21 protein-coding genes, 1 tRNA gene and 1 pseudogene are annotated in these 20328 nt (G+C 69.7%); 12 read left to right on the top strand and 11 right to left on the bottom strand.

Annotation, left to right across the window (positions count from 1 at the left end):
• Positions 1-7: 7 nt before the first annotated feature.
• From CCR79_RS09885 to ispH, 4 genes are read left to right on the top strand one after another with little or no spacing between them, the layout of a single operon-like run.
• Positions 8-943 carry a bifunctional riboflavin kinase/FAD synthetase gene (locus CCR79_RS09885; RefSeq protein WP_201171663.1) on the top strand — a complete coding sequence of 312 codons (936 nt, stop codon included), beginning with the start codon at positions 8-10 and terminating at the stop codon, positions 941-943.
• 13 nt (positions 944-956) lie between these two features.
• Positions 957-3782: an isoleucine--tRNA ligase gene (gene ileS, locus CCR79_RS09880; RefSeq protein WP_201171660.1), complete on the top strand. Its 2826-nt coding sequence runs from the start codon at positions 957-959 to the stop codon at positions 3780-3782.
• A gap of 10 nt (positions 3783-3792) precedes the next feature.
• A complete protein-coding gene (gene lspA, locus CCR79_RS09875; RefSeq protein ID WP_201171657.1) occupies positions 3793-4269 on the top strand; it encodes a signal peptidase II in 477 nt (158 codons plus the stop codon).
• 28 nt (positions 4270-4297) lie between these two features.
• Entirely contained in the window at positions 4298-5254 is a 957-nt protein-coding gene (gene ispH / locus CCR79_RS09870; RefSeq protein ID WP_201171655.1) for a 4-hydroxy-3-methylbut-2-enyl diphosphate reductase, read from the top strand.
• Here ispH and CCR79_RS09865 read toward each other — a convergent pair.
• The gene (locus tag CCR79_RS09865; protein ID WP_201171654.1) at positions 5249-5692 is read right to left on the bottom strand and encodes a DUF2058 family protein; all 444 of its coding nucleotides are present in this window, start codon (positions 5690-5692) and stop codon (positions 5249-5251) included. The two genes, ispH and CCR79_RS09865, sit on opposite strands and share 6 nt — an antisense overlap.
• Positions 5693-5796: 104 nt before the next feature.
• On the opposite strand from CCR79_RS09865, the gene CCR79_RS09860 reads away from it, so the two are divergent.
• From CCR79_RS09860 to CCR79_RS09850, 3 genes are read left to right on the top strand one after another with little or no spacing between them, the layout of a single operon-like run.
• Complete coding sequence (locus tag CCR79_RS09860) at positions 5797-6396, top strand: penicillin-binding protein activator LpoB (protein WP_201171652.1); 600 nt, start codon at positions 5797-5799, stop codon at positions 6394-6396.
• A gap of 13 nt (positions 6397-6409) precedes the next feature.
• The gene (locus CCR79_RS09855; protein ID WP_207190353.1) at positions 6410-7735 is read left to right on the top strand and encodes a COG3014 family protein; all 1326 of its coding nucleotides are present in this window, start codon (positions 6410-6412) and stop codon (positions 7733-7735) included.
• Entirely contained in the window at positions 7732-8751 is a 1020-nt protein-coding gene (locus CCR79_RS09850; protein ID WP_201171647.1) for an LPP20 family lipoprotein, read from the top strand. The genes CCR79_RS09855 and CCR79_RS09850 overlap by 4 nt, the downstream gene beginning before the upstream one ends.
• Here the strand turns inward: CCR79_RS09850 and CCR79_RS09845 are convergent.
• The 5 genes from CCR79_RS09845 to CCR79_RS09825 form a co-directional block, all read right to left on the bottom strand.
• Complete coding sequence (locus tag CCR79_RS09845) at positions 8748-9779, bottom strand: hypothetical protein (RefSeq protein WP_201171645.1); 1032 nt, start codon at positions 9777-9779, stop codon at positions 8748-8750. The genes CCR79_RS09850 and CCR79_RS09845 overlap by 4 nt on opposite strands.
• A 130-nt stretch (positions 9780-9909) precedes the next feature.
• On the bottom strand, positions 9910-10908 hold the full coding sequence (locus tag CCR79_RS09840) for a PA2778 family cysteine peptidase (protein ID WP_201171643.1): 999 nt from the start codon (positions 10906-10908) through the stop codon (positions 9910-9912).
• A gap of 14 nt (positions 10909-10922) precedes the next feature.
• On the bottom strand, positions 10923-11282 hold the full coding sequence (locus CCR79_RS09835) for a PA2779 family protein (protein ID WP_201171641.1): 360 nt from the start codon (positions 11280-11282) through the stop codon (positions 10923-10925).
• Positions 11283-11393: 111 nt separating this feature from the next.
• Positions 11394-11903, bottom strand: a complete 510-nt coding sequence (locus tag CCR79_RS09830) for a serine aminopeptidase domain-containing protein (RefSeq protein ID WP_201171639.1) — start codon at positions 11901-11903, stop codon at positions 11394-11396.
• Between the two features lie 9 nt (positions 11904-11912).
• Positions 11913-11988: transfer RNA gene (locus CCR79_RS09825), tRNA-Thr, on the bottom strand.
• A gap of 182 nt (positions 11989-12170) precedes the next feature.
• On the opposite strand from CCR79_RS09825, the gene CCR79_RS09820 reads away from it, so the two are divergent.
• From CCR79_RS09820 to CCR79_RS09800, 5 genes are read left to right on the top strand one after another with little or no spacing between them, the layout of a single operon-like run.
• Positions 12171-12596: a type IV pilus modification PilV family protein gene (locus CCR79_RS09820; protein ID WP_201171637.1), complete on the top strand. Its 426-nt coding sequence runs from the start codon at positions 12171-12173 to the stop codon at positions 12594-12596.
• Positions 12593-13537, top strand: a complete 945-nt coding sequence (locus CCR79_RS09815; protein ID WP_201171635.1) for a prepilin-type N-terminal cleavage/methylation domain-containing protein — start codon at positions 12593-12595, stop codon at positions 13535-13537. Before CCR79_RS09820 ends, CCR79_RS09815 begins: the two co-directional genes overlap by 4 nt.
• Positions 13534-13965, top strand: coding sequence for a hypothetical protein (locus CCR79_RS09810; protein ID WP_201171634.1), 432 nt, complete (start codon positions 13534-13536; stop codon positions 13963-13965). Before CCR79_RS09815 ends, CCR79_RS09810 begins: the two co-directional genes overlap by 4 nt.
• Positions 13966-13975: 10 nt before the next feature.
• The gene (locus CCR79_RS09805) at positions 13976-14392 is read left to right on the top strand and encodes a type IV pilin protein (RefSeq protein WP_201172523.1); all 417 of its coding nucleotides are present in this window, start codon (positions 13976-13978) and stop codon (positions 14390-14392) included.
• Positions 14314-14898, top strand: a complete 585-nt coding sequence (locus CCR79_RS09800) for a GspH/FimT family protein (RefSeq protein ID WP_238641590.1) — start codon at positions 14314-14316, stop codon at positions 14896-14898. Before CCR79_RS09805 ends, CCR79_RS09800 begins: the two co-directional genes overlap by 79 nt.
• A gap of 4 nt (positions 14899-14902) precedes the next feature.
• Here the strand turns inward: CCR79_RS09800 and CCR79_RS09795 are convergent, their stop codons facing one another.
• The 5 genes and pseudogenes from CCR79_RS09795 to queC all read right to left on the bottom strand — a co-directional run bounded on the left by CCR79_RS09795 (position 14903) and on the right by queC (position 20288).
• On the bottom strand, positions 14903-16495 hold the full coding sequence (locus CCR79_RS09795) for an HAL/PAL/TAL family ammonia-lyase (protein WP_201171629.1): 1593 nt from the start codon (positions 16493-16495) through the stop codon (positions 14903-14905).
• Positions 16496-16500: 5 nt separating this feature from the next.
• Positions 16501-17685, bottom strand: coding sequence for a 4-coumarate--CoA ligase (pcl, locus tag CCR79_RS09790; protein ID WP_201171627.1), 1185 nt, complete (start codon positions 17683-17685; stop codon positions 16501-16503).
• Between the two features lie 58 nt (positions 17686-17743).
• The gene (gene pyp, locus CCR79_RS09785) at positions 17744-18121 is read right to left on the bottom strand and encodes a photoactive yellow protein (RefSeq protein WP_201171625.1); all 378 of its coding nucleotides are present in this window, start codon (positions 18119-18121) and stop codon (positions 17744-17746) included.
• 105 nt (positions 18122-18226) lie between these two features.
• Positions 18227-19513, bottom strand: a pseudogene (locus CCR79_RS09780) (D-amino acid dehydrogenase); the annotation flags it as partial.
• Positions 19514-19544: 31 nt separating this feature from the next.
• Positions 19545-20288 (bottom strand): 7-cyano-7-deazaguanine synthase QueC, encoded by a 744-nt coding sequence (queC, locus tag CCR79_RS09775; RefSeq protein WP_201171621.1) that lies wholly within the window; start codon positions 20286-20288, stop codon positions 19545-19547.
• Between the last annotated feature and the right edge of the window lie 40 nt (positions 20289-20328).

The raw sequence follows: 20328 nt of genomic DNA, 5'->3' as shown, positions 1-20328 counted from the left end.
AGGGGCCATGGAACTCATCCGGGGATTGCATAACGTCCGGGCCCGTCACCGCGGCGCGGCGATCACCATCGGCAACTTCGATGGGGTCCACCGCGGGCACCGGGCCATGATCGAGCGCCTGCGCCGGGAGGCGGCGCGGCGTGGTCGGCCGGCCGTCGTGGTCACCTTTGAGCCGCACCCCATGGAGCGCCTGGCCCCGGCGCGGGCGCCGGCGCGTTTGACCGGGCTGCGCGAGAAGGTGCGCCGGCTCGCCGAGACCGGTGTGGATGCGGTGCTCTGCCTGCGCTTCGATCAGCATCTGGCGGCGGTGGAGGCCGAGGCCTTTGCCGGCGAGTTGCTCGGTGAGCGCCTGGGTGCCGGATACGTCCTAGTCGGCGACGATTTCCGGTTCGGTCGCCAGCGCCGGGGAGATCTGGACATGCTTCGGCGCGTTGGCCGCGAGCGGGGCTACGAGGTGGCACCCATGGACACGGTGGTGCGCTCCGGGGAGCGGGTGAGCAGCACCCGCATCCGTCAGGCCGTTACCCAGGGGCGCTTCGCCGATGCGGCCGAGCTGCTCGGACATCCCTATTGCGTGCAGGGGCGTGTGGTCCACGGTGATGCCATGGGCCGGAAGCTCGGCTGGCCGACGGCCAATCTACGGCTGTCACCGGAGCGCATCCCGCTCGACGGTATCTACGCCGGGTGGGCCCGGGGGGCTGCCGAACGCCCGTGGCCGACGGCAATCAGTGTCGGCGTGCGCCCCACGGTGGGGGGGCGGCGCTTGGTTTTCGAGGCTCACCTGATCGATTTCGACGGCGACCTCTACGGCCGCCACCTCTGCGTCGAGCCGGTGGCCCGGCTCCGGGGCGAGGAGCACTTCGACGGGCTCGATGCGCTGGCGAGACAAATCGGCGAGGATGTACGCGCGGCGCGGCGCGTGCTCGGTCAAGAACACCATTAGGCGAGGCGGCGACGTGAGCGAGTACAAGCACACCCTCAACCTTCCCCACACCGAATTCCCGATGCGGGCGCGTCTGGCCGAGCGTGAGCCGCAGCGCCTGCAGCGCTGGGAGGAAGAGGACCTCTACGGCGCCATCCGGCGTGCGCGGTCGGGGCGCGAGCGGTTTATCCTGCACGACGGTCCGCCCTACGCCAACGGCGATATCCATATCGGCCACGCGGTCAACAAGATCCTCAAGGATATCATCGTCAAGGCGCGCACCCTGGACGGGTATGACGCGCCGTACATCCCCGGGTGGGACTGCCACGGCCTGCCGATCGAGCACAAGGTCGAGGAGGAGGCTGGCAAGCCCGGCGTAGACCTGAGTTACGCGCAGTTTCGTGAGCGCTGCCGGGCGTTCGCTGCCGAGCAGGTGGACGGACAGCGCCAGGACTTCAAGCGCCTGGGCGTGCTCGGCGACTGGGAGCGCCCCTATCTGACCATGGATTACGCCACCGAGGCCGGCATCCTGCGGGCCCTGGCCCGGATCTTCGAGGGCGGGCACGTTACCCAGGGGTTCAAGCCGGTGCACTGGTGTGCCGACTGCGGCTCGGCCCTGGCCGAGGCCGAGGTGGAGTACGAGGAGCGCACCTCGCCGGCGGTGGATGTGCGCTTCGCTGTGGCGGACGAGATGGCGCTGCAGCAGCGCGTCCTGCTCGAGGGCGAGGGTGCCCAGGCGGGAACGGCCTCGGTGGTGATCTGGACCACCACGCCCTGGACGCTACCGGCCAACCGGGCGGTGGCGGTGCATCCCGAGCTGGAGTACCTGGTGGTCGCCCTGGATCACAGCGAGCGGCTCATCCTGGCCGCCGATTTGGCCGAGTCGACCCTGGCGCGGGCCGGCATCGGCCGCCACGAGGTGGTGGGCCGCTGCCGCGGGGCGGATCTGGAGGGACTGACCCTGCGCCACCCCTTCCTTGAGCGCGAAGTCCCGGTGGTTCTCGGCGGGCATGTGACCACCGACGGGGGTACCGGTTGCGTGCACACGGCGCCGGGGCACGGCCAGGAGGACTTCGAAGTCGGGCAGCGCTACGCTCTGGAGGTGACCAATCCGGTCGACGGCGCCGGCTGCTTCTTCGAGGATACCGAGCACTTCGGCGGGCTGAATGTCTTGGATGCCAATCCCCGGGTCGTCGAGGTGCTCGAGGCCGGCGGGGCGCTGCTGCACCACGAGAAGTACCGGCACAGCTACCCCCACTGCTGGCGGCACAAGACCCCGGTGATCTTTCGGGCCACGCCGCAGTGGTTCATCGATCTGGATCGTCACGGCATGCGCGAGTGCGCTCTGGCCGGGATCCAGGGCGTGCGCTGGATGCCGGAGTGGGGCCAGGCGCGCATCGACGCCATGGTCCGCGGGCGTCCGGACTGGTGTATCTCCCGGCAGCGCCACTGGGGCGTGCCCATCGCCGTGTTCATCCATCGCCGCAGCGGCGAACCGCATCCGCAGACGCCTCAGCACATGGAAGCGGTCGCCGAGCGCATGGAGCGCGAGGGACTGGAAGCCTGGTGGGACCTGGATCCCGCGGAGCTGCTCGGTGACGAGGCCGCCGAGTACGAGAAGGTCACCGACATCCTGGACGTCTGGTTCGACTCCGGGGTGACCCACGCCACCGTGCTGGATCAGCGCGACGGCCTGCAGGTGCCGGCGGATCTCTATCTGGAGGGCTCGGATCAGCACCGCGGCTGGTTCCAGTCTTCGTTGCTCTCCTCGGCGGCAATCCGCCGTTCGGCGCCCTACCGTGGCGTGCTCACCCACGGATTCACCGTGGATGAGCAGGGGCACAAGATGTCCAAGTCGCGCGGCAACGTGGTGGCCCCGCAGGACGTGATGGACCGCCTCGGCGCCGATATCCTGCGCCTGTGGGTGGCCTCGGCGGATTACAGCGGCGAGATCGCTGTCTCCGACAATATCCTGCAGCGCACCGCTGATGCCTACCGTCGCATGCGCAACACTGCCCGGTTCCTGCTCGGCAATCTGCACGGCTTCGAGCCCGGGCGTGATGCTCTGGCCGCGGAGCAGATGCTGCCCCTGGACCGTTGGGCGGTGGCGCGGGCCCGGGAACTGCAGGAGCGGATCGTCGCCGCCTATGACCGCTACGAGCTGCACCGCATCTACCACCTGCTGCATAACTTCTGCGTGGTGGACATGGGTGGCTTCTATCTCGATGTGCTCAAGGACCGTCTGTACACCACGCCGGCGGACAGCCGCGCCCGGCGCTCCGGCCAGACGGCTATGTACCACATCGCCGAGGCCTTGGTGCGCTGGCTGGCGCCGATCCTCTCCTTCACCGCCGACGAAATCTGGGGGCATCTGCCCGGCGATCGCCGCGAGCCGGTGTTCACGGCGGAGTGGTACGATGGGCTCTTCCCGCTGGACAACGAGTCGCGCGAGGCCTCGTTCTGGGAGCGGGTCATGGAAGTGCGCACGGTGGTCAGCCGCGAGCTGGAGCGGCTGCGTAACGAGAAGGTGATCGGCGCCAATCTGGATGCCGAGGTGGACCTCTACGTCCCCGAGGCGCTCGCTGCGGAGCTCGCCCCGCTGGGCGATGAGCTGCGCTTCGTGCTGATCACTTCGGCGGCACGCATCCACGACGTCGCCGAGGCTCCGGCCGGTGCCGCCAGCGCCGCCCTGGAGGATGGCACCGAGGTGCGCATCGTGGTGGCCGCCTCCGGCCACGACAAGTGCCCGCGTTGCTGGCATCGTCGTCCCGATATCGGCGCCAGTGATGAGCACCCGCAGCTGTGTGGGCGCTGCGTCGAGAACGTGGCCGGGGCCGGTGAGCGCCGGGCCACGGCCTGACGGGGGTGGGATGGGCTACCGGCTCTGGCTTCTGCTCGCCGTCGCCATCGCGGCCCTGGATCAGGCCTCCAAGGCGTGGGCCCAAGCGGCGCTGCGACCTTACGAGTCGGTCGAATTGCTGCCCGTGCTCAGTCTCACGCTCGGCTACAACCCCGGGGCGGCGTTCAGCCTGCTCGGCGACGCCGGCGGCTGGCAGCGCTGGCTGCTTGCCGGCATCGCTGCCGCCGTGGGGGTCTACCTGATCTACTGGCTGCGCCGTATCGGGGCGTCGCAGCCCTGGCTCGCCTTGGGGGTGGCTCTGATCCTGGCCGGGGCCCTGGGCAACCTGGTCGATCGCCTGTACCTGGGGTACGTGGTTGATTTCATCCACCTCCATTACGCTGGGTTTCACTGGCCGATCTTCAACGTCGCCGATATTGCCATCACACTGGGCGCCGGCCTGGTGATCGCGCTGCTCGTGTTCTCAAAATCGGCCACTGAACACTGAACCGCTGCAGGCAGAACCGGAGGTTTCCGTGCCCAAGATTCACCTTGCCAATCCCCGCGGTTTCTGCGCCGGCGTGGACCGGGCCATCGCCATCGTCGATCGGGCGCTGGCGGTTTACGGGTCGCCCGTCTACGTCCGTCATGAGGTGGTGCATAACCGTTTTGTGGTGGATGATCTGCGCGGGCGCGGCGCGGTCTTTGTCGAGGAACTGCACGAGGTGCCCGACGGGGCCACCGTGATCTTCAGCGCCCACGGCGTGCCGCAGTGGGTCGCCGACGAGGCCGAGCGGCGGGGGCTGCAGGTCTTTGATGCCACCTGCCCGCTGGTGACCAAGGTCCACAAAGAGGTGCGCGATCATGCGCGAGCGGGCCGTGAAGTGGTCCTGATCGGCCACGCCGGTCATCCGGAGGTCGAGGGCACCATGGGGCAGTATCTGGCCCCGGAGGGACAGGGCGGTATCTACCTGGTGCAGAGCCAGGAGGAGGCGGCGGCGCTACAGGTCCGGACCCCGGACGATCTGGCCTTTGTCACCCAGACCACGCTGTCGGTGGACGACGCCGCTGGCATTGTCGAGGCGCTGCAGCGCCGCTTCCCGTCTATCCAGGGGCCGCGCAAGGACGACATCTGTTACGCCACGCAGAATCGCCAGGATGCGGTGCGTACTCTTGCCGACGAGGTTGACCTGCTGTTGGTGGTCGGCTCGGTCAACAGCTCCAACTCCAACCGCCTGCGCGAATTGGCCGTGCGCTGCGGTACCGAGGCGTACCTGATCGATGGTGCTGCCGATCTGGACCGGGGCTGGCTGGATGGCCGTCAGGCGATCGGCGTGACCGCCGGCGCCTCGGCGCCGGAGAGCACCGTGGTGGAGGTGGTCGAGCAGCTCCAGGCGTGGGGCTGCGAAGCGCCGGAGGAGCGGCCGGGCAAGGCGGAGACGGTCACCTTTGGTTTGCCGCGGGAGCTCGGTCAGCCTCCGGCGGCCTCATGAGCGCCGTGCCGGCGACTCCTCCCGCCGCTTGAGCGGGTGCAGCACCAGCAGGGCCTCCGGCTGGCGCTGGCGCACCTGCTCGGCAACCGCCCTGGGCACCACGGCCAGGCCGTCGCCACTGATGACCAAGCCGGCGTAGCCGTCCGCCAGCTGCCGCTGTTGCTGCCGGGTCACCCAGGCGTGGCGGATCCGCTGTCCCTCGATGAAGTGGTAGGCGGTGTCGCCTCCCCAGCGCGGTAGCGCGTAATGGCGGATCAGGTCGGGTAGTGGGATGTGCGCCTCGAGCGGTTGGTGATCCCGTGCCTTGTCCGGGCGGGATCTCCCGCGCGGGGTTGCCCGGTCGCGGGGGCCTCGGCGCTTGCCCGACTGCTGCCTGCGAGCTTCCTCCTGGCTCGCCAGACCTGCTCTAACAAGCTGTTCTTGAAGAGAATTTGACATGTGCAGCATTCTGCACAGGTGGCCTGCCGGCGTCGACCCCCGGTCGCGACATGGCGGGTTATACTGATCCCGCAGCCAGTTTTTCCGGATAAGGCGAGGGGGCTATGAAGGCGTGGATTCGGGGTGCCCTGGTGCTGTTGGCCATGGCGGCGGTCGCGGGCTGCGGTCACTCGGTGGAGCGGATCGATCGGGATGCGGAGCACGACCTCTCCGGTCGGTGGAACGACCAGGATTCGCGACTGGTTGCTGAGGAGATGATCGCCGACGCGCTGGATCGCCCCTGGTTGCGGGAGTTTCGGCGCGACGAGGGCGGGCGGCCCACCGTCATCGTGGGGGGTGTCCGCAATCTCAGCCACGAGCACATCAATACCCGCACGTTCGTTAACGATATCCAGCGGGAGCTGATCAATTCCGGACAGGTGGATTTCGTCGCCGACGCCGATCAGCGCGAGCGCATCCGTGAGGAGCGCCGCGACCAGGATCTGCACGCCAGCGAGGAGACCCGCAAGGCCATGGGGGAGGAGCTGGGCGCTGACTACATGCTGCTTGGTTCGGTGAACTCCATCATCGATCAGGAGGGGCGACGTCAGGTCCGTTACTACCAGGTCGACATGGAGCTGATCAGCCTGGCCGATAACCGCAAGGTCTGGATTGGCAACAAGGAGATCCGCAAGCTCGTGCGTTCGGCCTCGGCGCGGCCCTGAGCGGCGCGGCCGCGTGACGCATTGGCTGTATAGGCCCTGGCTGGCACTGATACTGGCTGCTGCCCTGGCCGGGTGCACGACCTACGGCGATCGGATGGCACCGGTAGAGGCCGCCGTGGAGGACGGCGATCCGCGTCGAGCGGTGGAGCTGCTCGATGCGGACTCCGGCGGGCCGGGGGACCGTGTTGTCGACCTGCTCAACCGCGGAGCGCTCCTGCGCATGGCCGGGGAGTTCGAGGCCAGCAACCGTGCCCTGGAAGAGGCCTACGACGCCATCGCCGAGGTCGATCCGCTGAGCGTCTCGGAGAGCGTGGGCAGTCTGATGGTGGGTGAGACCGCTTTCGCCTACGCCGGCGAGCCCCACGAACGGGTCCTGCTCCATCTGCTCATGGCTTTCAATTATCTGGATCTCGGGGATCCGGATGCGGCGCGGGTCGAGGCTTTGCGCGTGGATCTGCGCCTGCAGCGTCTCGCCGCCGAGCAGGGGCGGTCCGTCTACCGGCAGGATCCGTTTGCCCGGTACCTCAGCGGGTTGATCTTCGAGCGTCTGGGTGAGCCGGATCAGGCCCTGGTGGCCTATCGCCAGGCCTACCAGGCTTACCGCGAGCAGGGCGGACGGCTGGGGGTTGCGGTGCCCCGCTCGCTACAGCGCGATCTGCTGCGCCTAGCCGATGAGCTGGGACTCGACGAAGAGCGGGCCGAGTGGCAGCAGGCTTTTGGGCTGGACGCCTGGCCGGATCCGGCCGAGCATCGCGAGCAGGCGCACGTGGTGTTGATTGCCGGGGTGGGGCTGGCCCCGCGCAAGGGAGAGCAGGGGTTCGCGGTGCAGGATCGCCAGGGACGCATCCACAGCGTGGCCCTGCCGTACTACGAGCCGCGGCGCAGGCCGCTGGGCGGGGTCCAGTTCAGCGCTGGGGAGGCCTCGGTGCCGGCAGAGCCGGTGCACGACGTGGACGCCGTCGCCCGGATCCTGCTCGAAGAGCAGCAGGGCGTGCTCGCCGCCCGCGCGCTGGGGCGACTGCTGGTGCAGAAGGAGATGATCGATCAGGCCCGCGAGGCCAGTCCGGTAGCCGGTCTGGCCATGAACGTCTTCACCCTGGTGGCGGACCGGGCGGACACCCGCACCTGGGGCATGCTGCCGGCGCAGTACTACATGGCCCGCATCAGTCTGCCACCCGGCGAGCACCGGCTTGAGCTGGTCTATCAGGGCCGGTCCGGTCACCCGCTGACCCGGGTGGACCTCGGGGCGCTGGAACTCGAGGCCGGGGCTTATCACTTTGTATTCGATCGCTGGGTCTCGGCGCGTGCCGGCTCCGTGACCCACAGGGGGGAGCCGTGAAAGCGCTTCTCGTAGTCCTGATGGCGCTGTTCCTGCTGGCCGGCTGTGCTGGTAGTGCTCCGCCATCGGGAGATCAGCCATCCTGGGTGGTCGGCGGTGAGCCGGCCTCCTATCCCCGTGAAAGCTATCTCAGTGCGGTGGGCACGGCCGATCACCGTGAGCTGGCCCACGATCGGGCCCGGGCCGAGCTGGCGCGCGCCTTCGAGGTTCATGTAACGGCGGCGACACAGCAGGAGGACCGGCTGGCGTTCGGCGACGGCGAGACCCGGCACCGGGCGACGCTGGGTCAGCAGGTCGCGACGCGCACCGCGGTCACCCTGCGCGGTGTCGAGATCGGCGAGACCTGGCGGGAGCCGCAGAGCGGCCGGTATCACGTCCTCGCCGTCATGGATCGGCAGCAGGCGGCCAGCGCGCTGCGCGAGGGCATCGCGGGCCTGGACGCGGCGACCAGTCGCTATCTGCGCCAGGCAGACGCTGCCGCCGACCCGCTGCACGCACTCGCCGCGCTGGCCCGGGGGCTGGAGGCGCAGCGCCAGCGTGCCGAGTATCAGCAGGCCCTGCGGGTGCTCACCGGCGCCGGCATGACGGTGCGGTACGAGCTGGCGGTGCTGCGTGCGCGGCTGGCCGCCGAGGCTGGGAGCATCCCCTTCGGCATCGGCGCGCGGGGTGATCATGCCGAACGGGTGGCAAGCAAACTGCGGGCATCGGTGGCCGCTGCCGGGTTCCGGGTCGATGAACGGGAGGATGCCTACCGGCTGGAGGCTGTGCTTGAACTCGAGGATCTCGGGCAGCGCGATGGCTGGTACTGGCAGCGTGGCGGCCTGACCCTGCGCTTGCTGGATGATGCCGGTGAAGTCCGTGGCGAGCAGCGCTGGCCGGTGCGCGGTGCCGCCACCGATTACACGACGGCCGAGCGTCGCGCCCTGGAGCAGGCATTCGAGCGCCTCGGCGAAGACCTGTTCGGCCTGATCATCGCCTTGGCTGTCGGCCAGGGCGAGTCGGCGCCGCGAGGCTAGAAGCGACCGCGCAGCGTGGCCGTAGCGAGCAGCGAACTCGAGCGGCTGCCGCGGAAGTCATCCGGAACCAGATCGCGGTCAACGCTTCTTGCCGAGGCCTCCAGCCGGAGCTCGATCCGCTCCCAGGCATAGCCGCCGCCGCCGAGCAGGTGGAAGCCAGTGCCGGAGAGCGTATCGCCGTTGTCGCGTTCAAGGCGCTCGTAGTGCAGGCCGGCCCCCATGTAGGCGCGCGGCCCGGCCTCGCGGAACTCGCGCCCGAAACGCAGGGTCAGGTCTGTGGCGCTCCAGCGTTTCGGTTCCGGGTCGGCGTAGAGGCTGCCGCTGGTGCTCAGCTGCTCGCTGTGCAGGTGGGCGATGCCCACCGAGGCGTGTTCGCTGACGGCGTACTGGATGTCCAGCACGGGTCCGTGGGCGCGCAGGCGCGTTGAGTCGTCGCCGTATCGCTCTTCAACCGACAGGTGGTGGTAGCCGTAGCCGACCCCCACACTCCAGTTGCGCCGGGGCGGCGGCGCCTGCTCTTCGGCCCGCTCGGCCACGCGTATCGTCTCCGCTTCTTCTGCCCGTTCCTCCTCGGTCTCGTCATGAGTCGCCCCCGGGATTCCACCCTGCCACCAGGCCGGTCGGTCGGTGGGCGGTGTCTCACGCGTTGTATCGGGTGGCTCGGGGCCGTCGGCCTGTTCGAGGATGCGCATGATCCCGGGCATCAACGCCGGCCGCATCTCCATGGCGTGGCGGGCAATCGGGTCGGCCAGTCGCGGATAGGTCGACAGCAGTTCGTCGAGCTCATCGAGGAAGGCCTCATCGTCGCGCAGCGCCGCCTCCTCGATGCGGGTCAGGGCGTCATCGAGGATGCTGCGCTGGTGTTCGGTGAGCAGGCCCGGATCAGCGGATGCGCTGCCGTGGGGCGCCGGAGCCTCGGCGTCTTCGGCCGTCGCTTGGAGGACCGGCCACAGCGTGGCGGCCACGATGAGTAACCCGGCGAGGTGCCTGCTGCCGGGCGTGCGGTTGGGCCGACGATACCGGTGCATGGGTGGCTCCTGTCTGTTGTGCCGCTACCTCTTGCTTCCGGCCAGCGCGGCCCGTCGGCTGGTGAGGCGCGCCGGCCCTGCCCCGAAGGATAGTCAGCCCGTGCCCGTCTCGCGACCCAGCGCCGGTGGGTTATTCCCCGCGGCCGCTCGCAGCCTCTAGGCGGATCCGTTCGACCGCCTCGCCGTACTGCGGATGATCGGGTGCTGCCGCTTCGCTCCGGCGAGCCGCCTCCAGCGCCTCGGCGACCTGGTCCAGGCGCAGCAGTGCCCAAGCCAGGTTGTGGTGGGCCGCTGGCCCCGACTCGTCCTCCGCCTCGATAGCGTGGCCATAGGCGTCCACAGCGGCGGCGTACTCCCCCCGGGCGTAGCGGATGTTGCCGAGGCCCAGCCAGGCGTCTGCGTGCGCGGGCCAGCGCGTCGTGGCGGCGTGGTAGCCGGCCAGGGCCGGCTCCCAGCGCTCCTGGCGCTCCAGCTCGGCGACGGCGGCGACCCAGTCATCGGCGTTGGCACTGCGGGGCAGGTGCCCGGGGCGCGGGATCACCATCGCCCAATGGTCGCCGCGTTGCCAGGTTCGCTCGAACCGGCGCAGCGAGAGGGTCTCGCGTCGCTCGGTCCCCGAGCGCAGGGTGACCGTTCCAGCGTCCAGGTCAAAGCCCACCACCACGGCGTAATGCCAGTGGGGCAACGCCTCCAGGGCCAGGTTCTGCAGGACCAAAACCGGGCGGCCGCCGGCTACCTCCGCTAGTAGGTCGGCTAGATCCGGTGCGAGGACATACGGGATGCGGTCGGCGCGGCGGGCGGCGGCCAGCAGCTCGTTCTGCAGCGTGCCCTGGCGCTCGGGAAGGTAGACGGCGTCGATCAGCTCATCGCCGGTAGTCACCACATCGCTGGCGACCAAGACCGTGGCCAGTGCCGCCGGGCCGCAGTAGTAGGTCTCGTCCGGGAAGAAGGGCGTGTCGCTCAGCTCCACCGCGCGGGGTAGCTCGGCGGTCTCCCGCGCCTCGGCGATTACCTCCGGGTGCTGCAGTGGCTGGCCGGCGCAGCCGGCCAGCCCGGCACCGAGAAGCGCTGTCACCATCAGGGCGTACCGCGGGGTGATCCGCCGCTGCAGCCGGATTGCGGGCCCCATGGCGGTGCAGCGGTTCAGCGGACCAGCAGCCAGATGATGACCAGCAGGAGGATGGTGGTTGCGCCGATGGAAACGCCCGCGCCGGCCGGTTGCTGCTCGATGCGCTCGGCCAGCTCCCGCGCCTCCTCATCGCTCAGCGCGGCGACACGCTCCTTGGCCTGCGCCGGATCAACGCCGTAGTCGGTCAGGGCTTGCTGGACATCCTCGCGTTGCAGGGCCTCCTGGACGCGATCGCGGTCGGATGCCGCCTGGCGCTCGCTGATCACGTCGCTGGTCCCGACCACACCCGCCAGCGCCGTGGTCGGCGCCATGGCACCCAGCGAGAGCGCGAGCCCGATTAGGACGATGAGACCTTTGATACCGGTGCGCTTCATGGAGAAGCTCCTATTTTGAGTGGTTTTTTCACGAATGATCCACTTGTGGTGGAGCGTCGCACGCTGATGCGGGTCATGCAACGTGATGCTGCGCGGACTGGCGGGAAGCGCTCAGCCGCGCACCCGTCGGAGGAAATCTTCGAACAGGTGTTGTAGCGTCGGCAGGTGGTCGTTGAGGTCGTGCTCGGCGTCGAGCAGGTGTAGGCGGGCCCGCTGGCGCTGTGCGAAGGTCATCACCGCCTCGGGCGGGATCAGCGCGTCTCGCCAGCCGTGGACGATCTCCTGGTGATGCGTGGTGGGCGTCGGGTAGGCCGGGTAACCCGGTATGCCGATGGCCGGGGCGAGCAGGAAGAGGCCGTCCGCCTTGAGCTCGTTGGCCGCATTCGCCATGACATAGCCACCCATGCTGGAGCCGACCAACACCAGCCGACCGGCGGCCCGGGGTCGGTGCTCGAGCAGCATGGCTACCCGCTCATCCGGGTCCTCGGTGGCCGTGAAGTCGATGCTCTCGACAGTGAAGCCGGCCTGCTCGGCGACAGGCAGCAGGGCGGAACTCTTGCGGCCCCAGGGGCCGGTGCCCTTGCCGTGGGCGTAATAGAGACGGTTTTGGGGGTGAGTCATCGGGGTTTCTGGTGCCGGCGAGAGGACTTGAACCTCCGACCTGCCGATTACGAATCGGCTGCTCTACCAACTGAGCTACACCGGCACAGGCTGCCTGAACAACGCCGCGAATTGTAGCCGAAGGGCGGGTGGGGAACCAAGCCCCCCGTGCGTCATCGGGCCGCGGTCGCGTCCCGGCGATCTTGCGCTAGTCTCAGCGGGTGCGCATGGAAGGTGCGGATGGAACCCAAACGCGAGGAAGGGATGCCTCGCCACTCTGGATTCACAATGCTCGAGGCGCTCGTCGCCCTCGGGCTCTTGGCCGGTGTCGCGGCCGTGTCGCTCCAGGCCCTTCTGGGTGGGGTGCACGGGGCTCGTGATGCCGCGTATCACGTACGAGCCACTCTCCTCGCCGAAGAGTTGATCACCCGCGCCCGGCTGGTCGCGCCAGATCAGCGCTCGGCTGATCTGGCCGAGGTCGATGCGGGGGACGGGGGCACGTGCCAACCGCCGTCGGTCGGGGACCAGGCCCGCGGCGACGTGGTTGATGCCGACGGTTGGCGGGCCGAGGTTGCCTGCCAGCTGCCGCAGGCCGAGGTGTCGGTCGAGGCGGGCGCCGATCGCATCCGCGTCGAACTCCGCTGGCAGGCTCCCCACCGGGACGAGGCATCGTCCCTTGAGCTCTCCGGGCAACTCCTCGAGGTCGGCCCATGACCGGGCGTGCCTATGGCGTGACCTTGGTCGAGCTGCTGGTGGCGCTGGCCGTGGCGGCGGTGGCGCTGCTCGCGGCGGTGCAGATCCTCGGCAGCGCGCTGCGGGCCAGCGCCACCGTGGAGGACCTGGGGCGGGTGGCGGATAAGGGCGCGGTGTTGCGTCAGGTCCTCGATGGCGAAGTCGCGCTGGCCGGGGAGGTCCCCTGCGGTGGCCGGACCCCGCTGTATCGAGGCGAGGGCGCGGCCGGCGAGGTGATCGGGGCCCAGCTCGATCCGCCGGGTCTGCGCGCCGATGAAGGCGAGCTGACCTGGGTGCGCGGTAAGGAGGCGCCGCGGAGCGTGGCGACCGGCTACGATGCCATCGAGGTAGCGGCCCCGGAGGCGCAAATCGAGCTGGATGAGCCGGCCGAGGAGGCGTTGGGAAGCCTGCCGGCCAAGGTCCTGGTCGGTAATGCCGAGGGCCTGTTCCTGCTCGAGGCCGAGGCGCAGGATGGCGCCAAGGATCTCACCCTGGACGGGCTGGGCGAGGACCACGACCTGCCCGAGCGCGGGGTGGCGTGGGTCCCCTGGTGGCCGGAGGAGGAGTCCGCGGAGGACGACGATGCGTCGCCCGTCCAGGTGCGGCGGTTGCGGTGGTCGGATGGCGGAGGCGTCGATGGGGTGCCGACCCTGAACCTCGGCCGTGGCGAGGGGGCTCCGCAGCCGATCCTGCGCGGGGTCGAGGCGCTGGAGATGGGCTTCGCCGAGTGCCCGGGGGCCGACGACCCGGCCCAGGTCCCGGATCATCCAGGGCCTTTCCAGCGCGCGGAGGAGGTGGAGGATTGGCTGCGGGTGTGTGCCGTGCGCTTTACGGCACGCATCCGCACCGGTGGCCAGCGGGGTGCGACCGGCGCGGAGCAGGTCCAGACGGTGACGGTGCCGATCCACGGGAGGCTGCCTTGACGGGGGCCTCCCGGCAGCTCGGCTTTGCGGTGCTCGGCCTGAGTGCCGTGTTGGTCATGTTGGCGCTGTTGTCCTGGTCGGTGGTTGCCCCCACCGCGCTGCAGCTGCGCGCGGCCGCGGCCTTGGAGTCCCGGGCTGCAGCCCGCCTGGCGGCTGCCGATGAACTGGTCAGGGCAAGGCGGGAGCTGGCAGCCGGGCGCGAAGAAGCCGGCGATCCGGGGTGCTGCAGCGGCGAGGTGGCGGCGCCGTGCTACCGTATCGAGCGCGACGACGGGCAATTTCGGATTTGTGCTCGCGGCAGCGGGGGGGACGGGGCCGAGGTCTGCCTGCAAGCGGGTGGTGTGCTCGCGCCGGCGCCGGTAACGGGAGCAGCTGACCGCTTCGAAATCCGCTGGCAGCGCGAATGTCCCTACGGGAATCGGGATTGAGGAAGGTGTTATGAGGAGAGCGGATCAGCGCGTCCGCGTGGCTGGCTTCAGCCTGGTCGAGCTGATGATCGTCTTGGCCATCTTGGCCATCCTGGTGGCGATCGCCTACCCCTTCTACGGCCAGTACAAGGTGCAGGCGGACCGTAGCGACGCCACCGCCACCTTGATGGATACCTGGATGGCGCTGGAGCGCTGTTTCATCCAGGAGATGGACTACGACGCGTGTACGGATGAGGTCCCGGAGTTGTCCGAGCGGGGCCTTTATGAGCTGGGGGTCGAGACCGACGCCGATGGCTTTCGCCTGACTGCCACACCGGCGCCGGGAAGTCCGCAGGAGGCGGATGAGGCGTGTACGGAATTCACCCTCGATCACCGCGGCGAGCGGGGCAGTGGCCCCGAGGGCGTCGAGGTCTGCTGGGGCGACTGAGCCCGGCCTTTACCCTCACCGAGCTGCTGGTGGTCCTCGCCCTGGTTGCCGGGCTGGCGGCCGTGGCAGCGCCCCGGTTGGGCGCTGGAGTGGACGAGGTCCGTGCCTGGGCCTGGCAGCGGGAGCTCCTCGCCGGGCTGGAGCGGGCCCGCATCGAGGCGCTGGACCACGACGAGATCGTCACCCTGTGCGGCGGCACCCCGCAGAGCGGGTGCGAGGCGCAGGGCTGGGATGACGGCTGGATCCTGTTCCGCGGCGAGGCCGCATCCGGCCAGGCGCCGGAACCGGAGCAGCTCCTCGCCCGGGGGCGTGGCGCCGGGCCGGGTCATCGGGTCGCGGCGGGCACCGGGTCGGAGGGGTTCAAGTTCGCGCCAAATGACTGGTGGCACGGTATCGCCGGGTCCATCACCCTTTGTCGCGACGGCGTGAAAGTGGCCGCCATCGAGGTGGCCATGACCGGCCGGCCAAGGCCGGCCGACGACAAGCGGGGTGAGCCCTGCGACTGAGGCCTCAGGAGGCCGGGCCCGGGGGGGCGCCCGGCAGCCCGGCGACCAGGCGTTGGGCCCGGTGGGGCGTGGCCAGGGCGTCGGCGACTGCGGCGATCTCCTCGGCCAGCGGGCGGTCCGCCTCCAATGGCGGCGCCAGTTCGCGGACCCACGCCAGGGTCTGACGCGCGCTGTGGCTGAAACCGGTCCTGTCGGTCAGTTCCAGGGCCTGGGCCAGGACCAGCGCCTCGATGGCCAGGATCCGCTGCAGGTGGTCCAGGTTGGTGGCCGCCTGGCGGGCGGCGCGGGTGCTCATGGGGACGATGTCCTGGTTGTCGGCGTTGGTCGGCACTGACTGGATCGAGGCCGGGTGGGCGCCGGTGCGCATCTCCGCGACCAGGGCCGACGCCGTCACCTGGGCGCCCATAAAGCCGCTGTGCAGACCGGTCTGGCGGGGCTGCATGAAGGCCGGGAAGCCGCTGCGCACCGGGTCGGTGATGCGGTTGATGCGCCGTTCACTGTGCACGGCCAGTTGGACCAGGGCGTTGTTCAGGGCGTCGGCGGCAAAGGCCAGGTGCTGGCCAAAGAAATTGCCGCCATGCAGCACGCGCCCCTCCTCGGGGAAGAGCAGCGGGTTGTCGCTGGCCGCATCCAGCTCGCTGGCCACGGTCTGGTTGTGGAAGGTGATGCTGTCCAGCACCGCGCCCAGCGCCTGAGGCAGGCAGCGGATCGAGTAGGGGTCCTGGGGCAGCGGCTGGTCGGGCAGGACGGCGCCTTGCTCTTCATCCAGCCGGGGTGGCACGCCGGGCCACGGCTGCAGGCGCCGGCTGTCCTCGGCCAGGGCGGTGAGCCAGGCGTGGGCCCGCATCTGGCCAGGGTGAGGGCGGGCGGCGCCGATGGCCGGCTGGAAGGCCTCGGCATGGCCGCCAAGCAACTCGGCGTAGAGCATGCCCAGTACCGCACAGATCCCGGCCGCCCGCTCGGCGCCCGCGCCGGTGACGGCACTGATGCCGGCGGTGGTCGAGGTGCCGTTGACCAGGGCGATGGCGTCCTTGCCGTCCAGGGTCCACGGTTCCCAGCCCAGGCGGCGCTGGGCGGCGTCAGCAGGCTCCCAGGCGCCGCCGTGGACGCTCACCCGGCCCTCCCCCATCAGGGCCCGCGCCACGTGGGCCAGCGGGGTCAGGTCGCCGCTGGCGCCGACGGTCCCGATGGCCGGCACTTCCGGGATCACGTCCTGCTCCAGCCACCCCAGCAGGCGCTCCACAACCGCCGGCGTGACCCCGGAGTGTCCGCGGGTGACACTGGCAATGCGCGCGGCCAGCGTGGCGCGGGTGTGGCAACGGGAGAGCGGATCGCCGACGCCGCTGCACAGGTGGTAGACCAGGTTGCGCTGCAGGGTGCGCGAGGCGGAGGGGTCGATCCGGCTGGTGGCCAGCGGTCCGTAGCCGGTGGTGACACCGTAGACCAGCCGGCGTTCGTCCACGAGGCGCTGGAGGTAGCCCTCAGCGGCACGCAAGCGTTCCCAGCCGGCCGCTAAGACCGTGGCTGAGCTGCTGCCGTGTCCGATACCCTCGATATCGGCGGCGCTCAGGCCACCGGCCAGATCCACTGCAGCCATGCTGTTCAGTCCCAGTCCTGCAGTTTGCCCATGGCGTTGCGCGGAAGCTCGGTGCCGATACGCAGATCCGTGGGTCGCTCGACCGCCGGTAGGTGCTCCCAGATCCAGTTCTCGAGCGTCTGGCGCAGCGTTTCAGGATCGGCGTCGGAACGCGCGGGAACGATGAACGCCTTCAGGCGCCGACGACTGCCTTCGCCGTGGCTGCGGACCGCGCAGGCGGCAACGGCCTCGTGGCTTTCGAGGCGCCGCGCGACGTGCCCCGGAGAGACGTTCACACCGCCGATCTGAATGATGTCATCGATGCGTCCGGTGGGTCGGAAGACCCGCTCGTCCCGCCACTGGAGGCGATCGAGCGGGGCCACGGTCACCGCTGCACCATCGGGTTGAGTGCGCTGGAGGTTGCCGTCCGCGTCGCGCTGCCAGTGGGGCAGCAGGCGGTAGTCCTCCGAGGGTGCCCAGCGCAGGCCGATCCCGCCGGCCTCGGTGGCGCCGTAGACCTCCAGCAGCGCGTCCAGGCCGGCCTGCAACAGCCCGTTGCGGCAGGCGGTCTCCAGCGCGGCGGTCGAGCTGATGCCCGTGCCGCCGGGGAAGCGGTGATTGCTATCGAACAGGTAACGCCAGCGTGCCGGGACGGTGGCAATCAGGTCGTCAGGTGCCGGCTCGCGGAACAGGGCGGTGGGCGCGGCGTGGCTCTCGATCACGGTGCTGCCCAGCGCGCGGGGCAGGGCGACGCCGAAGACGAAACCGTAGAGGTGGTGGACGGGCAGCCAGGCGATCACCCGCGGGTGACTGCCCAGGGCGTTGGCCAGTGCCTCGGCCTCCTGGGTCAGCGCCGCCCAGCTGTGGTGGTGCGGCTGCGGGGTGCCCGTGCTGCCCGAGGTCGAGAAGGTCAGGCCGCTGGTGTGCTGACTGGCGTCGGCGATGAGTTCGGCCATGTCGCCGATCCGGCGCACGGCCAGCAGACGGTCCTCCACACCGGTCTCATGCAGGCGGAAGAAGCGGTTGAGCGCGCTGGCTAGATTGAGTCGATCCAGGGAGTCCGCCCGGATTGGTTCGGCATCCAGGCGGCTATCGGCGCACAGGTCCTGCGCTTCGGGCGGGTCGCCCCGTTGACCGCGGCCGGTGGCCAGCTCGCCGGGGATCAGGCTGCGCAGCAACCGCAGCACTTCATCGGCATTCAGCCCTTGCATCGGTCGGTCCTTTCGCGGCTGCCCGCGCCCGGGACGGGCACGGGCAGCGGGGTCTGGTCTAGACGCGCTTGACGAAGACCCAGTAGCTGTCGCCGGAGAGGGCCTTCTTCATGTGCACCTTCACCTTCGTGGGCGTCATTTGGTAATCGAAGGTGTACTCGAACATCGTGTTCAGGTTGCCCGAGGCCACCCCTTCCTTGAACTTGCCGTAGAACTCCGGGCTGTCAGTGCACGGGGCCACGTCCTTGAAGAAGTTCTTGCCGATGACCTCCTTCGGGTCGCGGCCGGTGATGTCGCCCTCCGCGGCGTTGTACTGAAGGATGTTGCCGTCGCCGTCGAGCTGGATGGCGCCGAAGGCCAGGCCGTCGAGCTGGCCGTCGTCCATCTTGGCGAGGGTGTTCTCGATGTCCTCGCTACCGAAGGCTACGTGTTCCATCGTGATACTCCTTTCATGGACCGGGGGCTTCGTGGTGAGCCTTGCTCACTCTCGGGACTCCAGCCTAGATGTACAGCCTTTGTATAACAAGACCCGTCCCTTTGTTCATCCGTAGCGTTGGAGCCAGTACGGGGCGGGATCGAGGTCGCAGGTGCGCTCCTCCAGCTGGTCGGCGACCAGGCGCGCGCTGCCGGCGGCGAACGTCCAGCCCAGGTGGCCGACGCCCGTGGCCAGGTGCAGGCCGGAGATCGGGGTCGGACCCAGGATCGGGGGGCCGTCGCAGGTCATCGGGCGCAGGCCGGCCCAGGGTTGGCTCGGGGCGTCCGCCAGCTGTTCGGCCAGGCGCGGGAAGCGGCTCAGACCCTGCTCGCGGACGGCTCGCCAGCGCCGCTCGTCGAGCCTGAGATCGAAGCCGGTGATCTCCGCCTTGCCGGCGATACGCAGCTGCTCACCCAGTCGGGTAACGACCACCTTGCGGGCGTCGTCGATGATGGGCATCCCGGGTGCGCCCTCTATCCCGCGCAGCGGGATGCTCACCGAATACCCCTTGACGGGTTCGATGGGCAGGCGCAGACCGAAGCTGCGGGTCAGGGCCGGGCTGTAACTGCCCGCCGCGACAACTACGGCGTCCGCGTCGATGATCCCGCGGCTGGTCTCGACGCCCTCCACACCCGCTGGGCCGCCGAGCAGCCTGCGTGCCGTAGTGTCGAGCCACAGTTCGGCGCCTTCGGCGGTGAGTCGCTGCGCCAGGGCCGCGGTGAACTGCAGCGGGTCGCCGCAGCCGTCGTCGGGGAACTCGATGGCGCCAGCCAGCTGGTCTGCGGTATCACTCAGCGCGGGTTCGCGGGCGAGCGTCTCGTCCACTCCCAATACCTGGTGCCGGATGCCCAGCGCTTCCACGGCAGCCGCTTCGGTGCACCCCTGCTCCAGAGCGTCCGGGTCATCGAAGAGCTTCAGGATGCCGCTGTCGCGAGCGGCGAACGAGAGGTCGAGCTCGTCACGCCACGCCCGTGCCTGCTGTAGGCCGTAGAGGGCCAGGACCGCATTGGCGTCGGCGTGACGGCGGTAGCGCCGGGCGGTCGCGTTGGCCAGGAAGCGCAGCGACCAGCTCGGATTGCGCAGTACGCGCAAGGGATTGATGCGCAGCGGGGAGTCGGGTTTGCCGAGCCAGGCAATGGCATCCCGGAGTACGCCCGGAGGGTTCCATGGAGCGGCGTGGCCGGCGTGGAGCTGGGCGCCGTTGGCGTAGCTCGTCTCCTGCGCCACGTCGCTGCAGCGCTCGATGAGCACGATCTGGTGGCCACGGGCGGTCAGTTCCCAGGCCACGGAGGTTCCGACCACGCCAGCCCCGACTACAGCGATGCGCATCGGTGTTCTCCCTCGGTTGTGGTTCGGGCACGATTCTCCGGCGCGGGCGGTGGGATCACGGCGCCGCGCTGCTGTCTCGGTAACGGTGCCAGCCCTCGGCGCGCAAACGGCAGGCCGGGCATTCGCCGCAGCCGTAGCCCCACTCGTGGCGCTGCTCGCGCGCGCCGTAGTAGCAGGTGTGGCTTGCCTCCACGATCAGGTCCACCAGGGCGGTTCCGCCGAGTCGTTCGGTCAGCGCCCAAGTCTGGGCCTTGTCCAGCCACATCAGGGGGGTATGCAGCACCAGTCGTTCGGCCATGCCCAGGTTCAGGGTGACCTGCAGGGACTTGACGGTGTCGTCGCGGCAGTCGGGGTAGCCGGAGAAGTCGGTTTCGCAGACGCCGGCTACCAGGTGGCGGATGCCCCGCCGGTGGCCCAGGGCCGCCGCCAGGGTGAAGAAGAGCAGGTTGCGGCCGGGGACGAAGGTGTTGGGCAGGCCGCGCGCGTCGTAGGTGATTTCGGCCTCGCGGGTCAGCGCCGTGTCGCTGATCTCGCCGAGCACGCCGGCGTCGAGAACGCGGTCCTCGCCCAGGCGCGCCGCCCAATCGGGGCGCAGGGCCCGCAGGCCGTCAAGAACCTCGCGGCGGGCCGAGAGTTCCACGTCGTGCCGCTGCCCGTAGGCGAAGCCGATGGTCTCGACGCGGCTGAAACGCTCCAGGGCCCAGGCAAGACAGGCCGTGGAGTCCTGCCCCCCGGAGAAGAGGACCAGGGCGTGTTCTTCATCGGTGCTGGCGGGTGTCCGCTGCCGGGACTCGGCCATCGCCTGCTTCCTGGTTGGTTGTCGCGTTCCCGTAACAGGA

Origin of the sequence: Halorhodospira halophila, from assembly GCF_016653405.1 — a bacterium.
Taxonomy (GTDB): domain Bacteria; phylum Pseudomonadota; class Gammaproteobacteria; order Nitrococcales; family Halorhodospiraceae; genus Halorhodospira; species Halorhodospira halophila_A.
Note: the sequence above shows the minus strand (reverse complement) of the source record. Positions and strands in the feature narration are given on the sequence as shown.